The sequence below is a fragment of the Parapedobacter sp. SGR-10 genome (assembly GCF_011030405.1).
GTDB lineage: Bacteria > Bacteroidota > Bacteroidia > Sphingobacteriales > Sphingobacteriaceae > Sphingobacterium.
Genome location: NZ_JAAJTJ010000002.1, coordinates 194,559 through 214,420, shown reverse-complemented (window position 1 = coordinate 214,420; position 19,862 = coordinate 194,559). Strand labels below are relative to the sequence as shown.

The following is a 19,862-nucleotide window of genomic DNA, read 5'->3' as shown; positions in this document are numbered from 1 at the left end:
AACAAATACAAACAAGGCGATCCTTAAAAATCATCTACCAATCTATTGATCTCACCCAGCTCATCGGCCGACAGGCTAATATCCATTGCGCCTGCATTCTGAACGGCTTGTGCTGCATTCCTCGCGCCAACCAAAGCAATAGTGATACCTGCCCGCTCTACGGTCCATCGCAAGACCAGCTGCCCCAATGTCGCCCCTTTTTCTTCGGCCAAAGGTTTTAGTTTGTTCAGTAGCGCATTGGTCTTTTCTATAAATTCCGGCTGAAAATGCGGCAACCCAGCTCTATGGTCTCCTTCCTGAAACGTGTAACCGGGGTAGATCTTTCCGGTCAACAGGCCTCGCTGCAAGGGACTATATGCCAAAATGGATTTTTCATTGACCAGGCAATAGGGTAATGTCTCTTGCTCAATATCCCGATTGACCATACTATAGGGCACTTGATTGGATACCAAAGGTACAATTTTATCCGCTTCGGCCATTTGTTCAGCATTATAATTGCACACACCCGCATAGCGGACTTTACCCTGTTCGATCAGCCGCTGTACAGCTTCAAAAGTTTCGTCTATCGGGGTGGTCGGATCGGGCCAATGGATTTGATACAGATCAATGTAGTCTGTACCCAGCAATTTCAGACTCTGCTCGCATTCGTAGATGACGCTATCCTTGCCTGCAAACTTATAGATATCAATGGGTTTGCCATTATTGTCCCGACTATGGCCGTGTATTTCTCCCTGTGCCAAGTCCCAACGCAGGCCAAATTTCGTCAAAATCTGTATCTTATCCCTGGCGAGTCCCTTTATAGCTTCTCCCACAATTTCTTCACTTGTCCCTTGGCCATAAATCGGTGCGGTATCAATAGATGTCACGCCTACATCATATGAGGCACGAATAGCTTCCACCGCATCGTTTCTGTCCGTGCTTCCCCACATCCAGCCACCAGCAGCCCATGCACCAAATGTAATGACCGATACTTCCAAATCACTGTTACCTAATTTTCTGTATTCCATGTATTATCTGATTTTAAAAAATAAACGTATTTCGCCTTTGTAGGGATCTGATGATAAAACTAAAGTGTCTCCCCACAACTTAACATCAGTTTTGGCAGATTGTTTCCGATGATTGTTTCCGATATTAAAGGTACAAAAGATTGCATAAAGCCAAAACCTCTTTTTGTGTACGATGCTCACTAAACTTATAGACCGATTCCATGTCTATCTAATTAACATATATTTATTGATATGACACGATTGACATTTCTTAGCTTCCTCTTCTTGTTCTATAGTAGTTCAGTAGCACTTGCACACATGCCCGGTCATCCTGTTGTTTTTTATAACATGGACAACGACCAACAACGCTTTGATCCTCTTGGTGGTGATTATGCCAAGGACAATTTCAAGGTTTACTATAGAGGTAGAGAATTAAAAGATGCTTCGGTACTGTCCTTTGAATACCTTGGCGGTGGCTATGCCAAGGACAATTGGCGTGTATTCTATCGGGGTACGGTGATCAAGGACGCATCGGCTTATTCTTTTGAATATATAGAAGATGGCTATGCAAAAGATAACTGGCGCATATTCTACAGGGGAAATATACTTGGGGATGCCGCTGTCTTGTCCTTCAAACTTTTGGGAGATGGGTATGCAAAAGACAACTGGCGTGTGTACTATAAAGGTGCGCTCATCAAGGATGCCTCGGCCTCATCTTTTGAGTATGTCAAAAATGGATATGCCAAGGATAACTGGCGTCGTTACTATAAGGGAAGAGCCTCAAAATATTAAGGGTGTCAAGAAGGGCCCTTAAAGCCCTTCCCCCCCATATATTCCTCGATTTGGAGCCGTTTGGTTATCTACTTTATTGCCATAGAAATCTTTACCCCCATTGTCGGGGATTACCCTTCCCGAGCGTAAGGCAGGAGATCCTTTTTTTAGCTTATAACCATCCAATGTGTGCAACCCCATACTTCCCACCCCTGGATTCACAAACAAAGGGTCTGCTGTGATTTTTGCCGGATCGTTCGGTTCTCCTTGCGGATGGATTCCATAGAACAAATTATTTCCAAAAGTTCTATTTTGAACTCCTTTGCTACCCGGTCTTGCAAATTCATATGTTGCATCCTTACTTTTATTGTAGATGATATTGTTGTAAAAACCGTAGGTATGGTTATTGGTAGTCTTTTCTCTGACAATAACGGGCGCGGTATGTTCACCTATATAAAATACATTATTATAGACCGATGCTCCAGCAAAAGCATAATTAAAATAGACCAATGAACCCTTGTCATTTTGACTCAGGTTATAACGGACAATGATACCGTCATCTCTCTTGTGGGTACAAAACCATACCAAGCCGTGTGCATTATCGTGACTGTAACTGTACTGCCAGATCGTTCCGGGGCTATTGATATCCGGATCATAGAGACTGCCATCCGCATCGGGCGAACGGTTAAGGAAACCTTCGTTATATTGGAAAACTGTACCACGCACAGTCCTTGAAAAGATGGTATTGCCGGTAATATCGGTGGCCGTTTCGAAGCACAGATTACGTTCCACTAAACCTCCTTCTGTCATCCGGATAATCATCGCATTTTTTGAAATATGATGGATCACATTGTTTCGGATAACCAGGTTGGTCATCTTTCGGTTTTCCCATTTTTCTCCTTCCGGATAATCGAATACTCCGCGTTCGTGACTAGTGGCGATACCTTGATTCTGGATATGATGTATATGGCAGTTTTCGATCAGTATATCATTATAACGGGTAGGTGTAACATCATCCGCAGCTGTGGTAATGTAGATCCCCGAAGTACGTTTTTCCTTATGTCCGTTTCCGATCAACCCTTTTATATGGTGGATATGGAGGTTCCTCAAATAAATATGATTGACCAGGCCACAGTTTTCGGCCTTGACCTCTACACCTCGTCTGTCTCCGGGTTGTTCGGCATTATTCGTTATTTCGAGATTATTTATTTCCCAATAGGCCTGATTGTATAGATATACCACGCCTTTACCAGTCATTCCATTGCCGTCTATCAATGGTCGATCTCCTGCGCCATATTGATCGATAATGATTGGTTGTTGTTCGGAACCCGATCCTTTCGGGTGCAGATATCCTATCCACATACTGCCTCCTTTTAACAGTATCTTTGCTCCGGGACCAAACGTGGAGGCATTAACCTTTTCCAAGGACTGCCAGGCCGTTCTCTCGGAAAGACCGTCGTTTTTATCATTACCTGATTCTGAATCTACATATATAGCTGTCTTGATTACATTTGCTGATGCCGCTGAAATAGTGCAGAAGAGGCTTAAAAACAAAAATATTAAGATTGGGTATCGAAACTTGAGCATTCTATTTAATTTTTTCTAATAATTCCTGATTAATTGTTTAAAGTAATCTTGGCCATCTTAGCTGTGTCTATATTGCTTTGTGCATTGGCGCTATACTGATCGATCAAAACCGCGTAAGCATCCTCTATATAAGCGTCCCGGACTTGGCGTGTGAATGCCTGAAGTGTATATTTTTCCTTTTGGTACACACTCTCTTGCATTTTTTTAAACTTCTTTTCCAGATCATCTTGCGTAATGGTTATGATATTCTCCGCCACCAACCTTTGTTTTAATTGGATCAGCGCATTGTGAAAACGATAATCAAAGAATGTCTGCTCATCGAATTCTATCGGTCCGTACATTATCTGACCATTGGCGGCCATCTGACGGCGGTTGGCATTATAATTCTTCAAATCCGTCAGAAACTCTTGATAGTTGCTATACGGCCATAAATTTCTTTCAGTCAGCATCTTCTCCTGCACCTTGATAGCTACTAAGGAGTCTATGGCTTTTTGGCGCAATAGATCTATCGTTTTTGTGCCATCGGCTGTTGATGCAGACCAAAAGGCATTTGCTGCTGTATTCTTTATCTTGTTTTCGCGGGAAACAAAACCATACACTTCTGCTCTATACTTTCGCATTTCACGTTGTATCTCTTCTTTGGTAATGGCTATACCCTGTATGATTCCTATATGCTGGTCTTTTAGTAGGGTAGCCGATACTGTATTGTTCTCCAGTTGAAGCGATTTTTTTAAAAAGGTTACGACATCGTTTATTTTGTTTGTATTGATAAATGTGTAAATGGCATGTCCTTTTCCTGGGAAAATGTGTGTTTCCGATAGATCATTACCAATCTCTTTCATTTTTCTCTCCAAGTCATAAGCATAGTCCACATGGATCAGCTTATCTTGGTCGCCATGGTAGGTGAGTAATGGAGGGGCTCCTTTTTTGATGAGGCTTGAATTTTCCAACCCGCCCCACAAATTGACCACAGCTTTGATAGGTAGTATGTGTTGGTCAGAGATATAAGCGGTGTACAGTGCTGTCATGGCACCGGCAGATCCGCCGGATATAGCTACCGAAGACAAATCAAAGCCATAATTGTCCGCATTGTCTTTTATCCACTGAAGAACTAACTGCGCATCTCCGGACGCATTCCGGATAGCTTCCTGCAATTTTGGATGAAAGCCGGACGTAGGCAGTCCCTTGGCCATATTTGCCGAACAGCTAGCACCCGCTGTACGCTCATGCTTCAGGGTAAGGTAATAATTGATGGAAATCACCGCAAAGCCCTGTTCAGCAAGCTTGGCACAAAATACCTGCGAACTGGCCTGCCCCTTATCACCACCGCTAAAGCCACCGCCGTGAACAAACACCATTACCGGCAATTTGCCTTTGTGTTCCTGCGGCAGGTACAAGTCCAGAGTCCTGTCGGACGTACTGTCCTGGCCGATTCCTTGAGGCTTCTCACCATACCTTAAGTTTCGGTGTGTCGGAACGGGGTTGGCCTCCACATTGGCCTTGGCTGGCTGCACAAAAGCTGTAGATGACAAAAACAAAGTTAAAATTGCTGTCTTGATTAAAGTTAGGTACGTCATAGTATTTTTCTGTTTTTATTGCTTAAATATTTGACTGTCACTGCACGGTGACCGATATCGGTAACAAGTCGGAGTAAACCCCTCCTATGTAATCCAACGCTTTGAGCTGAAAAGTATCACTGCCTCCGCTGTTGTGCACATACTTAATAGCGCCATTTGACAATTCTTCTTGTGTAAATTGTGTGTATTTTTTCATGGGGATACCATATTTCGTCAATGTACCATTTGTCGGGGATTCTATCAAGGCAAAGAGAATATTGTTATCAGTATAGGTATACTGTGAAGACGGTGACCCGGACATAGAGAAGTGTTCCTTGGTCAGTGTCACGATACCGTTGTTTTCGACCGCGACAGGCGAAGTGCTATTTATCTCCATCTCACTTGGGATGGGGCCCATCAATTCGATAGATTGCCTATAAACTCCATTTGACGTTTCGCTATGCCATATCTGTACGCTCGAAGAGGTAATATTTGCACCATTCAATGCCTGAAGTGCTAAAGATATGACAGATTTGCCTTCTTGATAAGCGTTCTGTACATAGCCGGTTATATTGATCTCATTCCAAACACCGGCACTGGTACCGTTCCAGGTCAGCGTACCTGTAGCAATCTCCTGACCGAAGCCCGGCATATTGTTCCACGTCAAAGTCGGTGCCGTCCAATCGCTGTGGGTGGTCTCATACACACCACAGATCGGTTCATAGTTAGATCCATTAATTTGTCTGACACGAAACCTCAATCTTGCCGAAACCAGATCATCCACATAATCTATCGCAGGAAGATCATCAAATCTGAAAAAAGTGTACCTTCTCACACCCGACCGAGCTACAAGTTGGGGGCTCTGGGTATCGTAATTCGTATTTTTGCCTCCCTCATAGACATGCGTTTCGCCCGTCACCAATATTCTATCCTGTTTAGCCTCGGAATAATCCACACCTTCAGGAACAGGATCCGTTGGCGTGATAGCCTTTTGATAGGTCGGAAAATAATTAACCACGTGGGCGATACCATCCTTAAAAACATAGTCCTGCCGAATAACGTCAATAGGAGGTGTGCCCAATTGATTAGATCTGTTTACGACCAAACGGTACTTATCTGTCGAAGAAACAACTCGGGTCAGAAACATAGGTTCTCCCGACAATGATTCTCCCTCGATAGTTTCATTTTCTTCCAAATCGATAGATCGAAAGGCTCCGGAAAACGTTAAGTAAGAAAACAGACCTCTCACGACATTCGCCGGCAAATCTTGTAAACGACTGACTCCGGCCGACGTAAGGACTGTCCGAATCGCACTATTGGTCGGTACGACTCGGGTTTTATTTCCCTCACTGATGATACTATTTAAATCTGCATATGCGACGGCCTCTGCATATAATGTCAAAGTGGTATCCCTGCCCTGTGCTATATAATCCAACAAGGTCATCGATTTCAAAAAGTCGGGATCCGTATCCAGTTTGTAATCCTTGAGCAGATCGGAGCAACTTACTGTACATGTTGTCCCCAACAACAACATTAAAATAAGCTTTTTATGTGTTTTCATAATTACATTCCTCATTTTAAGACTTATTTATAATATTCATTTTGTTCAACTCCCGCTCCTCTTCTGACTTCTTCGATATGGATAGGCCACACAAAGCTCAATGGATGTATTTCTATCCCTGCTCGTTCCCGCACAATTTCGATGGCCTTGCCACATCTCACCAGATCAAACCAACGGTAACCCTCGTATGATAACTCAAATTTTCTTTCTTCCAATATCAGGTATTTCAGATATTCATTGGAGAAGTTGTCCCGATCGAGGTATTCAGATTCGGATATTTCAAAGGCGGGGCCACCGGCTCTGTTGCGAATCTGATTGAATAAAGCCATGGCTTTTTTTCGGTCATCATCTGTGTCTCCCAGATTGACAATCGCTTCGGCCTTCAACAGGTACATATCCGCTAGACGTAGTAGCACCACATTACGCGTATCTACATCCGAACTAAAGCCTATCGTAAACTTGATCACCTTATAGAGACCATTAGACGCTCTTTCGTGTGCAATCACGGCTCTCCAATCGGCATCATCGAAAGTTTCGGCATATTCGACACGGGGCCTTACATACGGGAAGCTCCCTGAGAAGTAAGTGGATAAGTATTGGCTGTTATCTCCATCGTCCATACTAAAGGCCAACTCAAAAATAGATTCCTTGCTTCTTCCTGTATTAAATATTCCCGCAAACTCTGTTGACTGAACCTTTTGCTTGAAATCACTGTCATTTACACTGATCGATGGGGTGTAAAGAGACGCCAAAGAATAATTTGAATTGCTCAACACACGGTCTGCTTGCTCTATAACCTTTTCATAATTGTGTTCCCAGGCATAGACGTGGGCATCAATAGCATACGCTGCTGCCCGCGTAAATGTGGTACGTCCCGTAGCGGATGACGGTATCAAACGCACTCCTTCGGCAAGATCAAGGTGGATCTGTTCAAAAATCTTGTCCTGCGATTCCCGGCCATAAGGTGTCAATTCGTTGCTGGAAAGAAAGGGTATAGTCACCAGCGGTACATCACCCCATATCCGTACGAGGTAAAAATACGTGTACGCTCTCAGCACATATGCTTGCCCCATGAGCTCATTGGCTACTGCTTCGGTGATGATTTGTTTTTCCAATAGCTCAGGAGTATATTTCAACACGACATTAGCCTGTTTCACTGCTTCATAAAATGTGCGCCATGAGGCCAGCGCCATTCCATTGTCTAATTTATTGGCGATGACTTTATCAATATTCACATTAAAGTTGTTATTATAAAACACTTCTGAACGCATTTCTCCATACACGATAGCATTGATTCGCAATGCGGATTGCAGCCGTCCATAACCACCGTACAGAATACCATAGAGGTGAGATTCTTCGGTAGGGATATTCGCTCCGGTCCATGAGGTCGTCGGCTCAACATCCAATACGTCACAAGAAGAAACCATCAAACTTGTGCCGAAAAGAAGATATAAAACAATTTTTTTCATCTTTACTAATTATTATGTTAGAATTGAATTCTTAACCCCAGATTATACGAGCGGCTTTTGGGAAACGCTCCGTTGTCGACCCCCTGTACAAAAGGGTTTGTCGAAGAATTGACTTCCGGATCATAACCACTGTATTTGCCCCAAGTCAACAGGTTTGTACCTGAAATATAGGCACTGGCTGAATGAATGAATAGGCCCTTGAGATAATTGGCAGGAACTCTGTAGCTTAAAGTAGCTTCTTTCAAACGGATAAAGGAGCCATTTTCCAGATTGAACGATGAGGGCCTGAAGTTTTCCATAGCATCGCCATAACGTACCATAGGAAAGTCAGTGATATCCCCCTGTTGGCGCCAACGCCTCAAAGCATCCTGACCCAAATTGCCGGTAACCAACATTTGATTCCTTCTACGTCTAAATTCATTCATGACCATATTGCCTTGTGACCAATAGAAAATCGTATTTAATGAAAAGCCTCCATAGGACAGCTTGTTTGTAAAGCCGGCAATAAATTTGGGGTTCGGATTCCCAATGATCATGCGATCGGCATCGTCTATCACACCGTTATTGTCGAGATCCGCCCATATCATATCTCCTCCTTTGAAGGCCTCGCCTGTGGCTGCTCCTTTTCGATACTGGCCTTCGGTACCATCGGGCGCCAGGTACACATTACTTTCGTCCCGATCGTAAACCCCTAACGCTTTATGGGCAAAAAAGATACCGATTGGCTCGCCTATACGACCCAATGAGTAGCCATTGATCAAAATATCATCCCCTTCGGGTAGTTCTGTGATCTTATTGCGGTTGAAACTAATGTTGAAACCTGTTTCCCAACGAACTTTTTTGTTGATATTTACCGTCTCGACCAAAAATTCCAGTCCTCTGTTTTCTATACTTCCGAAATTTGTTGCTACAGACCCGAATCCTGTATAATAATTGATCGGAAAGTTGAACAAAAGATCTTTGCTGCTTTTGTGATAGGCATCTGCCGTAATATTGATACGTCCCTTATACAAGGTTAAATCTATACCGACGTTGTACTGTGTGGTTGTCTCCCAACCAAGATTAGTGTTCATCAAGCTGTTGTGGTTGATGATGACATTGCCATCGTAACGACTCGAAGAGGCTGAGAATGCACCTTGCCATGCATAGTTGGAGATACTTTGGTTTCCGGTTATACCTACACTGGCACGCATTTTACCATCGGTCAAAACGTTTTTGGAAAAATTCATAAACTGCTCATCAGAAAAGCGCCAACCCACTGAGGCCGAAGGGAAGTAACCAAATCGTTTGTCGCTTCCGAACCTAGAGGAACCGTCTGCTCTTAGCGTGAAAGATGCCAAATATCGGCTAGCATAATTGTAGTTTGCTCTTCCAAAAAAAGAAAGCATGATCCGTTCGGATTCCGTTTGCGAGATGGACGTAAATCTTGCCGCGGTCTGGATTGGAGTGACTTTCGAATCGATATAATTTTCACCGTCCAATCGAATGCCTTCCGCGAAATCCCTTTCAATAGACTGCCCAACTACGGCACCGATACGATGTTTTCCTATCTTTTTGTCATAGGTCAGTGTATTTTCGTTCATCAGCTTATTTGTTCCGCTTTGACTGAATTTACCAAAATCCCTTCTCGGAGTAGCCGAATCGAATGTCTTGGGCTGGAAACTGGATTGCTTTATTGTTTCATAACTTGTGTAAAGACTCGTTTTGAGTATCAATCCTTTTACCAGTTCCGCCGAGACAAACTGGTTCAATGTGATCATGTTTCTCTTAAAACCGATCGGAATTTTCTGTGCCATTGCCAACGGGTTTCTCGTCTCCCGCTGTCCAAGCCAATCTACCAACTCCCCGGAAAGCGGGTCGTAAGGTGAAAATACCGGATTGGTAAAGACCGCAGCCCGCAAAGCACTATAGTTATTGCTAGACGACGATAGTATCCGATTATAGTCTACATTGGTATAGGAAACATTAGTTCCGGCCGAAATTTTCTTAGACAGCTTGTACGAAAAATTTCCCCGCATATTCAATTGTTTATAACCGGTACTCGTAATAACGGGTTCGAGATCCCGATAACCTAGCGATACCCCATACGAGAAGGTTTCCGAACTTCCCCGTAAACTAAGGTCATTCCGACTTTGGTAAGCCGTTCTAAAGATCACGTCCTGCCAATCGGTCGTACGGTTATAATAAGGATGATGGGGATTGGTCACCCACAACTGGGTAGCATCCTGTCCATTATTGGCCCGTGCCTCGGCATAGGCTGTTCTGAACTGATCGCCATTCATTACATCTAGTTTTCTTGAAATGGAAACCAGGCTCGAAGTATGATCGTACGTTATCCTGGGACGCATGGATTGAAATTTATTTCCCCCTTTCGTCGTAATGATAACGACCCCATTTGCAGCACGCGATCCATAAATAGCTCCCGAAGCGGCATCTTTCAACACTTCTATAGATTCGATATCATTGGGGTTGAGGCTGGCAATGGGGCTAAAGGTGGCATCGCCATCAATCGATGCGATGTTGCTTGCTTCTATCGGTACACCATCTATAATATAGAGCGGCTCACTGCCTCCATTGATAGAAGATGCACCTCTGATCTTGATGTCCGAACCGGATCCTGGCTCTCCCGATGTAGTGACGATCTGCATACCTGGTATCCGACCTTGCAATGCAGAGTTGATCGTTGCTCCAGGGTTTGTTTCCATATCATCCGCAGAGACAGAAGTAATCGCGCCGGTGACATCTCGCTTTTCTTGCGTTCCATACCCGATAACGACGATCTCATCCAAACTGCTGGCCGATTCAGCCAATGCTATATTCAAACTCGTTCTGCCATTGAGCGGCACCTCTTGTGTCTCCATACCGACAAAAGAGAATATGAGCGTAGCATTCGCCGGAACTCTGGGTAAGGAAAAAATACCGTCCAGGTTTGTGATGGTCATGATGGCTGTTCCTTTGACAGAAACGGATACACCGGACAATGGTTCTTCGAGCCTGGAATGGACAACGGTTCCCTTTACCGCAACCGATTGGGCGTAAAGGAAGCTCGGCACCAAAAATAATAGGTACAAAATAGTTTTCATATGCAAATTCATATATCTGCTGTTCATAATTTTTTGTTTTTTTTAAGGGTATCTACTTATTTTAATTCCCCAACAGCTTACAGTATCAGTTCAAACCAATCAAACATAACTTCTCCATTGACGGAGACAAATACAAGATTTTGCTTGCCTATTAGTTTTTTTGTCTGTATGCCATAGGATCTCGCCTTGGTCCAGCCTTCATTACCGATGCTTTGCGTAGCGATCAGTTTGCCATTAGGGCTACCCAATCTGATTTCTATGGTTGGGTTGGCTGTCGATCCTGACCCTCCCCGAAATACGATTTCACTCACCCCTTTTTTACAATCTACGTCCTCATATCTGACCCATGCTCCTCTGGAAAATTGACTGATAACCCCTGTCACTTTGCCATTCATCTTTACCTCCTTTGGCTGGCATTTGGAAAGTTCTGAGAAGTTCTCAGCTTCAATTCTATTGTTCTGGGCAAAAAGTATATGAGCGATTGAAATAGCAAAAAGTGTCATTACAAAATCTTTCATGTATTTGATTTAACGGATTATACAACCTGGTTTATCTGCTATTGTTATGGTTCAAAAAGGCTATCACAGTTTTGTTATTTTACATAAATCACACTCCGCACCGGTCGCTGGTAAGTTCCTCCATACGGAAAATTGACACGGCCATTGTCTCCCTTCCCTTCTACAAACATGGTCGATGAGCCCCCACCATCAAAGTTCATCGCATTGTCAGCACCTAAAGCCTGTAAAACCCTTGCTAACTGAAAAGTGGACATCCCTGCAAAACCTTCTCCTGAATCGATCACGACCATAAACACACGTTTGCCATCTGCTGTGACACCCAGTCCGGTTCTTGCTGTCAGACTAGTATTGTGCGAATTAGTAGGGTGTACAATATCATCTATCTCGCCGTCAGTGACCAGCATCGGCCCGCAAACGATGATATTTTCTGCATCGGTGACAGGGATATCCGCTGCCACAAGATTCAAGTTGGTCCCGCTCTCTGTAAATTTCCGCACCGTGGCCACATTATTGTGTATGAGCAGAGCCGAATTTGTAAAGAGTTGGCTTACACCCGTATGTCCGGCTTGCACTGTCTGACCATTGATCCGGATATATGGATCCTTGTCAACAGTACCTCCGAACGGAAAGTATCCGGCATTGACTCCGGCCACCGCATCGTAGTCTTTACACATATCTACTGTAGCCTTATCATTAGTAGAAAATCCTAGACCCAATATATTGGATTCATTAAGCGTCACATCCAATACATACATGCGTTGGTCTACTCCGAACAATGACAGTTGCGTCGTTTTGTAAACAAGACCCGTTCTTACGGTGTGTGTGGTCCAATTGTCGTACGTGGTAGCGATCTTATTTTGGTCAACGTCGACATTGATGCTCACGGCATTCGACATCAGGTCGAATTTAGTCACTGTGATATCGGCAGAAGCAGCCGTACCCAGATTAGGAACCTTCACCGTCAACGCAGTTTCGGTTGCTTCGGTGACGGTGGCCTCGAGTGCTCCGAACTTTACAATATTGTCTTCTTTTACCGGACTAAAATTTGTTCCAGAAATGGCAATAGTAGCATTATAAAAACAGGTAGGCGGCACAGATGTAATGACAGGGCGAAACCTCTCCGTATAATAAAAATTTGCATATCGGGTAGGTACCCGTTGATCCGAAATAAAGACTCTTACATTTACTATCTCATCAGAAAAGCCTATAGGAGCCACTACTTTTATTTCAGAATCCGTCACGGAAACGATCTCTGTAGCGTCTGTCGTATTATTGAATCGAACCCTTACTTTGGACTCATCTGTTCCAAATCTAGCTCCAGTTAGGGTAATAATAGTACCTGGCTCCCCACTCTCAGGAGATATGGAGGTGATAGTTGGCCCAACTGCGGCAGGCAGGTTAGTCTCCAGATCACTCCAACAAGATGTCGTCAGCCAAGGTACGGTTATGAAAAAAACCAGTACAAAGCATAGATATTTTAGTTTCTCTTTCATGGATATTTTTACATTTTATGGTGGATTAATCGAACTTTCAAAGCTTGGTAACGGAGATACCTGCGATAGATATACCTTCACTATTGGGGACGATGGGCAATAAGATACATTGAGTGGTTAAGATAATTGTATTCATAATTTATTGTTTAGTCTTGTTCAAAGCATAATTTTTTTCATTCGCTACACATATGGGCTAACTCATGGTCCCAACGAAGATCAAACACCATGACCATATGCCCGAAAGCATAAAGATGAAAAACTCTGCATGCATTATTGATTCAACTAGGTCTATAAAAAGTTGCTATGCAATGCTAGTACTAAGGTAGATACTTCAAACAAGATTAAACCGTGTCAAAACAAACCTATTTACCCGTCAAATGTACTGTACTTTATTTGGATATCAGAGAAGATATTGGTTTTAAAAAAATATAAATACATATAAATCAACTATTTATACTTATATAAATAATTCTACCACACGCATATTTAGGACAGCAGTATAATAGTCTGGAATCTCTATATTTTACTTTTTAGATCGTTCCTTTTTGGTTATTCAAATATTCCTTTGGTGTCTGGCCAAAGTACATTTTAAAGTATTTTCTAAAATAATCCACATCTACAAAACCTACCATATAGGCTACTTCGCTGACATTGACATTCTTGTCTTTCAATATTTGTCCAGCTCTTTTTATCCTTGTCGTTCGCAAAAACTCGACGGCTGTCAATCCGGTTATAGACTTTATCTTTCTATAGAAAGCTCCTCGGCTGAGACCGATTACAGAGGCAAGCTCTTCTACATTGAGTTCGGGATTTGCGATATGCTCCTCAATATATCGCATCACTTTTGACAAAAAAATCTCTTCGGCCGAGTCAATATTGGTGTTCAATGGCTCTGAAGCCAGCTCTGTCTTGATTTTTTGGCTCATCTCCTTATGAGATCGAATGAGGTTTCTGGCACGAATCAAGAGCTCGTCCGTGTTGAATGGCTTGGTCAGATAATCGTCGGCTCCATATTCCAATCCTTCCATCTTGTCTATTGTCGCCGATCTTGCCGTAAGCAATATGACAGGAATATGCTTGGTCTGCACATTCGTTTTGATGACCTTGCAGAGTTCCAGTCCATTCATTCTCGGCATCATCACATCGCTAATGATCAAGTCTATGTTCATTTTTAGGGCCATGTCTATCCCTGTCAACCCATCTGCGGCTTTCAGCACCGTAAAAAACGGCGAAAGAATAGAATCCATAAAATGTAGCATATCTGTGTTGTCTTCTACGATGAGGATAGTTCCATTGTCCCGATTGGGAGAAAGTGGATTTTTTTTCTTAGCAGAATATTGCTCTTCGGTATATACACGTTCATCCACACAGGGGAGAATAAGGATAAATTTTGTATTTCCCGGACTTGTATCGGTCTGCTCTTTACTTTCGACATAGATATTTCCGCCCATCAATTCGACGAGCCCTTTAGCAAATGCTAGTCCAAGCCCGGTCCCCTCTATAGCGTTGTTTCCTTGAGAGCTTGTGCTGAACTTGTCAAAAATTTTTGGAAGCATTTCTTCCGAAATTCCCGTTCCAAAATCCTGTACCTCGATCTTGAAATAACGTTCATCCATCAATTGCAGACGTACATATACCTTGCTATCTGGCTCACTAAACTTGATCGCATTGGACAGGAGATTGGCAAGCACACGCTCCAATTTGTCTTTATCAAAAAAGATATTCATCTCCTGCCCACTCTTTTCAAAAATAATATGGATATTTCGGCTGTTGGCATATTGGCGAAACAACGCACATTGTTCTGCGATAAAACCTACAAGATCACCTTCCTGCATATCCAGTTTTAGTACACCGGCCTCTAATTTTCGGATGTCCAACAGCTGATGTATCAATCGGCTCAGCGTTTTTACATTTTTATGGGCAACCTCCAGGTCACTCCTAAATTTGTTTGTTTCGGATATCCCTTTCAATACTTTTTCCAAAGGTGTCAAAATCAAGGTCAAGGGTGTCTTAATCTCATGCGATATATTCGTAAAAAAATCTAACTTTTGCTGGGCCAATTCCCTGTTCTTCTCATGACTTTTTTGTTCAAACTCCAATGAGTTTTGAAGTTTGATGGTTTTGATGGTATAGTAATAAAAGACGTATAAAATACACAATGTAAAGAGTGCATATAAACAGTACGCCCACCAGGTTTTCCAAAAAGGCGGATTCACCACGATTTTAATTCGTTTGAAATCCTCATTCCATAGCCCATCATTGTTGGATCCCTTCATATCAAAATAGTATGTACCGGGATTCAAGTTACTATACGTAGCGATCCGTTGGTTCGCATCGACATAGTGCCAGTCATCATCATTCCGCAACCCCACCATCCTATAGGCATATTGGTTTTTATTGGCATTGAGATAATTCAAAGCAGCAAAACGAATAGTAATGGATCCATAATTGTATTCCAATTTGATCTCCTGATCGGCAGAGATTTCTTGTAGCTCCTCTATACGCTTATCACGGACCAGTATGTCTGTGAAGACCAATTTTGGTATGACTGTATTTGATTTTATCTGATCCGGATAGAAATGTGAAATCCCCTTTATTCCACCAAAATATAATTGTCCATCCAGACTCCGCAGCGTGGCATTAGTAGAAAACTGATTGCTTTGAAGACCATCAAACACATTGTACGTGACCAATTTGGGAGAATTTTGATCCTCATCGGATCCGTACAGCTTCGAGATCCCTTTATTCGTGGCTATCCACAGGTTGCCTTCTGCGTCCTCATTCAGGCTACGGATGATTTCATGCGAAAGGTCTGCTACATGCCCCACAACATTTCCCCGGATATAGTACAAACCTTGTCCGTTAGTACCTGCCCAAATGGTGCTTTTACGATCTATCCACACTGACATGACTGTCGGATTATTGTCATTATCATTGTTTAGGCGTATCTCCTTAAATTCAAATGTCTCGGTATCCATCAACATAAGCCCTTTTCGTGTACCTATCCACAACTTAGCACCATCACTCACCAGTGTATAGATATTGTTGGAGTTTACCGTGCTGGAATTCCAGGGAGAATAGACAAATTGATGAACCTGTTTATGGTTATCATAGAAGATCAGGCCATCTCCATTGGTTCCGATCCAAAGCCCTTTATCTGTTTTTTTTAATGCATATATCGACAGGCCTGATCGAATATTGACATCATGCGGTACGAATTTCTTCTGCTTTGTATCAAATAGTTTTAGCCCATTGCCAGTCCCTACCCACAGATGGTTTTCATCTTTTTTCTCTAATGATTTGACAATATTATCGACCCAGTTTTTTGAACTATTCACGAGGAAGGTTTCAAATTGATTGGATTCCTTGTCATAATAATTCAGACCTCCTCCTTCTGTACCAATCCACAACGAAGCATTCTGCTCTTCGTACAGGCTACTCACGACAGGATAGCCTAACCCCTGCCCGGATATGTCGCTATCCTTGATCAAATGAAATGGATGCTGATAATTATAAACTATATTAACACCTCCAGCATATGTCCCCAACCACATGTTGCCTGCATAGTCCTTCAATATACATCGCACGGAATTATAACTCAAACCCTCTTTCTGTTCGGGTTTGTAGATATATCTTTTCATATTATCACCTTGGATGACCACCAACCCCTGAATAGTACCTATCCACGTTTCCGATGCAGATCTGAAATAAATATCACGGACGGCCACTCCGGGAAGTATGATATTTTCGAGTTTTTCGTGCCGGGGATTATAAACAAAAACTCCATCTGACTCGGTTCCGAACCACAGATTGCCAAAATTGTCTTTTTTGATGGTCCGAACATATTTGTCTCCAAGCAAATGCATATATACTGGTAAAGGCATTTCACGGCCTGTACTATAGTCATACAGCAATATATTCCGGGAACGAGTGTACCATATTTGATCTCCTTCCCGATGAAGTAGCTGTACCCTGTTCTCCAAATCCAGCTCTCGGGTTGATACAGAAAAGTTAAATACTTTGTTATTGCGAAAAGAATATTTTTTCAGCCCTTCAATAGTGCCTACCAACACACCATCATCTACCAACAAAAGGGCTTTGATAAAATCTTTGTTCGAAAGCTTGCTCTCCTCCGAGACAACTTCTATTCTCTTAAACAGGTCCCTTTTTTTATCATAAACATTCAGCCCGTCTGAGGTTCCGACCCAGATCCTACCTAGGCTATCTTCTACCATCGAAGTAATAAAACCATTGCTTATGCTGTTCGGCTTTTCTGTCGGTCTATATTGTCTAAACTCATAGCCATCGTATCTATTCAGACCGTCTTCCGTACCAAGCCAAATGTATCCCTCTCTGTCTTGAAGCAAACAATAAACCGTATTTTGGGTCAGCCCCTCATTAATCGTCAAATGATTAAATCGTATCTGACCATAAACAAGGTTATTACACAAACAGAAAACAACAGCAAAAAGAATAATTACTACTTTTTTCATTCAAATAAATTGTTTTTTTATGGCAATGAAGCTTGCATAAATTATTTTCCACTTCTTGTTTGTTTTCAGTAGCGTTCAAGAGCTCGCTACGCTCGGTTCATATCCTTTTATTTATGGCAATTTATGCAGGTTTCATCTGTATTCGAGGAGTAAGGTTTATTACCTGTCACTCGAAGATAACAATTATATAGGATGATGTGAATTAATCTTACGATAACGTTTTAGTATGGATATTTCAGCGAGGAGCTAATTTATCCAATGAATGGCAATACCGTCTTTCTCCATCTTGCGAAAGTAGGTCATCTGCCGTTTGGCATAACGGTGAATCTCGGTTTCTAGTTTTCGGAGAAACTCATCGTAGGTAGCTTTGCCTTGTAGATAATAGGAAATGTACTTGTACTCCAGTCCGTAGTATTCCAAATCCTCATATGTCAATCCCGATTGAAGCAAACTCTTGACTTCGTCGATCATACCATTTTCTAGGCGCTTGTAAAGCCGTGTAGATATCCTGCGCCGTCGGGTTTCCAGATCAGGTGCAATTCCAAGGACTTTTGCCGAATAAACAGGTTGAGGGGAAAACTTTGTTTGCGGATGGTTATCCAACCACTCCAAGATTTCCAAAGCTCGGACCATGCGCTTTTTGGATGAAAAGTCTATTGCAAAATCTTCGGGAAGGCTTCTTTTTTCCAACATTCTCTTCAAAGTTCCCTTGTCCATTGTTTCCATTTCCGTCCGTCTAGCCAGGTCGACTGGTACCTGGGCATAGGGCCTGGGTTCTAGTAAGGCCTGTATATAGAATCCTGTCCCTCCACATACAATCACGGTCTTACCCCGTGAACGTATATCACAATAGGCTTCTTCAAAATCTTCCAAAAAACGGGTGACATTATATTTTTCGCCCGGCTGGACAATATCGATCAAGTGATACGGAACTTCTCCGTACTCGTGTATATCTTTTCCGGTACCGATGTCCATATGACGGTATACCTGTCGGGAGTCTGCACTGACGATTTCAGCATCCAGTATCTTTGCCAGTTCTACGGCAAGTCTGGTCTTGCCACTCGCGGTAGGCCCCAAAACGATAATAAGATCTTCGGACGGGAGCTGTCTTCCCGCCCGAAGAAATTCTGTAACCTTAGTGGTGTCCGTCACACCACAAATTTAGTCCATTTTTCGTTGCTACCATTACTTGCCACCACGGTATCAATGAATGCCATGCCACGCACACCGTCCGCTACGGTCGGGAAATCCAACTCCTCTGCGGTAGGTGTACGGCCTTCTTTTTTGGCCGATACGGTCGATGCAAAATTGCGGTAAATATTGGCAAAAGATTCCAACAGTCCTTCGGGGTGTCCCGCAGGAACACGTGTATTGTGTGTCGCAAACGAGCTCAGCGTATAGGGTGCCGTATAAGCATTGCCTGTACGGTAAAGCTGGCGTGGTTGATCCAACATTTTGATGATTAGGTTATTGGGATCCTCATTGGCCCACTCCAAACCACCTTTTTCGCCGTAGATGCGAATACGAACGGCATTTTCCTCTCCTGCGGAGATCTGAGATGCCATCAGGACACCCTTGGCTCCATTGTCAAAATGCAACAATACCGAACCATCGTCATCCAATAGTCTTCCTTCTACAAAAGTGGTCAGATCAGCGCAGAGTTCTGTAACCCGCAATCCAGAAACATATTCGGCTAAATGGGCTGCATGTGTACCGATGTCACCCATAACCAAGGATTTTCCCGAACGCTTTGGATCTGCACGCCAAGCGGCTCCGGCATTGCCTTCCCTTTCGCTCAATCGACTCAACCATCCTTGCGGATATTCAACCACAATCTTACGTATCTTGCCAAAATGTCCCTCTTTCACCATAGCTTTTGCCTGCTTGACCATAGGATAACCCGAATAGGTATGCGTCAAGCACAGGGTTCGGCCTGTGCGCTCTACAACTTCCTGCAATATCTTGGCTTCTTCCAAGGAAACGGTTATCGGTTTTTCGACCACTACGTCAAAACCGTGTTCCAACGCCATCTTGGCCGGTTCAAAATGAAGGAAATTAGGCGTGACAATCGTCAGGAAATCCATTCGCTCGCCCTCGGGCAACGCTGCCTCTTTTTCTATCATCGTCTTGTAGTCCAGATACACCCGGTCTTCTGCCACGAAAAGATCCTTTCCCGATTGAATAGCTATCTCCGGATTCACACTAAAAGCTCCACAGACCAACTCAATCTTTCCGTCCATGAAAGCCGCTATACGATGTACGGCACCGATGAAGGCATCGCTGCCCCCTCCGACCATACCCATACGTAATTTTCGTTTCATATTTGCTTTTTTGATTAGATGAGC

The 19,862-nt window shown here is 43.1% G+C and carries 12 protein-coding genes; 1 reads left to right on the top strand and 11 read right to left on the bottom strand.

From position 1 onward, the window contains the following. Positions 1-23: 23 nt before the first annotated feature. Positions 24-1,007: an aldo/keto reductase gene (locus G5B00_RS03060; RefSeq protein WP_163871782.1), complete on the bottom strand. Its 984-nt coding sequence runs from the start codon at positions 1,005-1,007 to the stop codon at positions 24-26. 327 nt (positions 1,008-1,334) lie between these two features. Between G5B00_RS03060 and G5B00_RS03055 the strand changes: the two genes are divergently transcribed. After that, on the top strand, positions 1,335-1,778 hold the full coding sequence (locus G5B00_RS03055; RefSeq protein WP_163871781.1) for a DKNYY domain-containing protein: 444 nt from the start codon (positions 1,335-1,337) through the stop codon (positions 1,776-1,778). Between the two features lie 18 nt (positions 1,779-1,796). Here G5B00_RS03055 and G5B00_RS03050 read toward each other — a convergent pair whose 3' ends face one another. The 10 genes from G5B00_RS03050 to G5B00_RS03005 form a co-directional block, all read right to left on the bottom strand. Continuing rightward, complete coding sequence (locus tag G5B00_RS03050) at positions 1,797-3,344, bottom strand: hypothetical protein (protein ID WP_163871780.1); 1,548 nt, start codon at positions 3,342-3,344, stop codon at positions 1,797-1,799. 29 nt (positions 3,345-3,373) lie between these two features. Further along, complete coding sequence (locus tag G5B00_RS03045; RefSeq protein ID WP_163871779.1) at positions 3,374-4,921, bottom strand: alpha/beta hydrolase; 1,548 nt, start codon at positions 4,919-4,921, stop codon at positions 3,374-3,376. A 37-nt stretch (positions 4,922-4,958) separates the two neighbouring features. Further along, complete coding sequence (locus G5B00_RS03040; RefSeq protein ID WP_163871778.1) at positions 4,959-6,461, bottom strand: DNRLRE domain-containing protein; 1,503 nt, start codon at positions 6,459-6,461, stop codon at positions 4,959-4,961. A gap of 23 nt (positions 6,462-6,484) precedes the next feature. After that, entirely contained in the window at positions 6,485-7,930 is a 1,446-nt protein-coding gene (locus G5B00_RS03035) for a RagB/SusD family nutrient uptake outer membrane protein (RefSeq protein WP_163871777.1), read from the bottom strand. A gap of 17 nt (positions 7,931-7,947) precedes the next feature. Next, entirely contained in the window at positions 7,948-11,040 is a 3,093-nt protein-coding gene (locus tag G5B00_RS03030; RefSeq protein WP_163871776.1) for a SusC/RagA family TonB-linked outer membrane protein, read from the bottom strand. Positions 11,041-11,090: 50 nt separating this feature from the next. Next, entirely contained in the window at positions 11,091-11,531 is a 441-nt protein-coding gene (locus G5B00_RS03025) for a carbohydrate-binding protein (protein ID WP_163871775.1), read from the bottom strand. A 74-nt stretch (positions 11,532-11,605) separates the two neighbouring features. After that, the gene (locus tag G5B00_RS03020) at positions 11,606-13,024 is read right to left on the bottom strand and encodes a phosphodiester glycosidase family protein (RefSeq protein ID WP_163871774.1); all 1,419 of its coding nucleotides are present in this window, start codon (positions 13,022-13,024) and stop codon (positions 11,606-11,608) included. 530 nt (positions 13,025-13,554) lie between these two features. Further along, on the bottom strand, positions 13,555-17,517 hold the full coding sequence (locus G5B00_RS03015; RefSeq protein ID WP_163871773.1) for a hybrid sensor histidine kinase/response regulator transcription factor: 3,963 nt from the start codon (positions 17,515-17,517) through the stop codon (positions 13,555-13,557). Between the two features lie 246 nt (positions 17,518-17,763). Beyond that, positions 17,764-18,669 carry a tRNA (adenosine(37)-N6)-dimethylallyltransferase MiaA gene (miaA, locus tag G5B00_RS03010; RefSeq protein WP_163871772.1) on the bottom strand — a complete coding sequence of 302 codons (906 nt, stop codon included), beginning with the start codon at positions 18,667-18,669 and terminating at the stop codon, positions 17,764-17,766. Then, positions 18,666-19,838, bottom strand: a complete 1,173-nt coding sequence (locus tag G5B00_RS03005) for a Gfo/Idh/MocA family protein (RefSeq protein WP_163871771.1) — start codon at positions 19,836-19,838, stop codon at positions 18,666-18,668. The genes miaA and G5B00_RS03005 overlap by 4 nt, the downstream gene beginning before the upstream one ends. Positions 19,839-19,862: the final 24 nt, after the last annotated feature.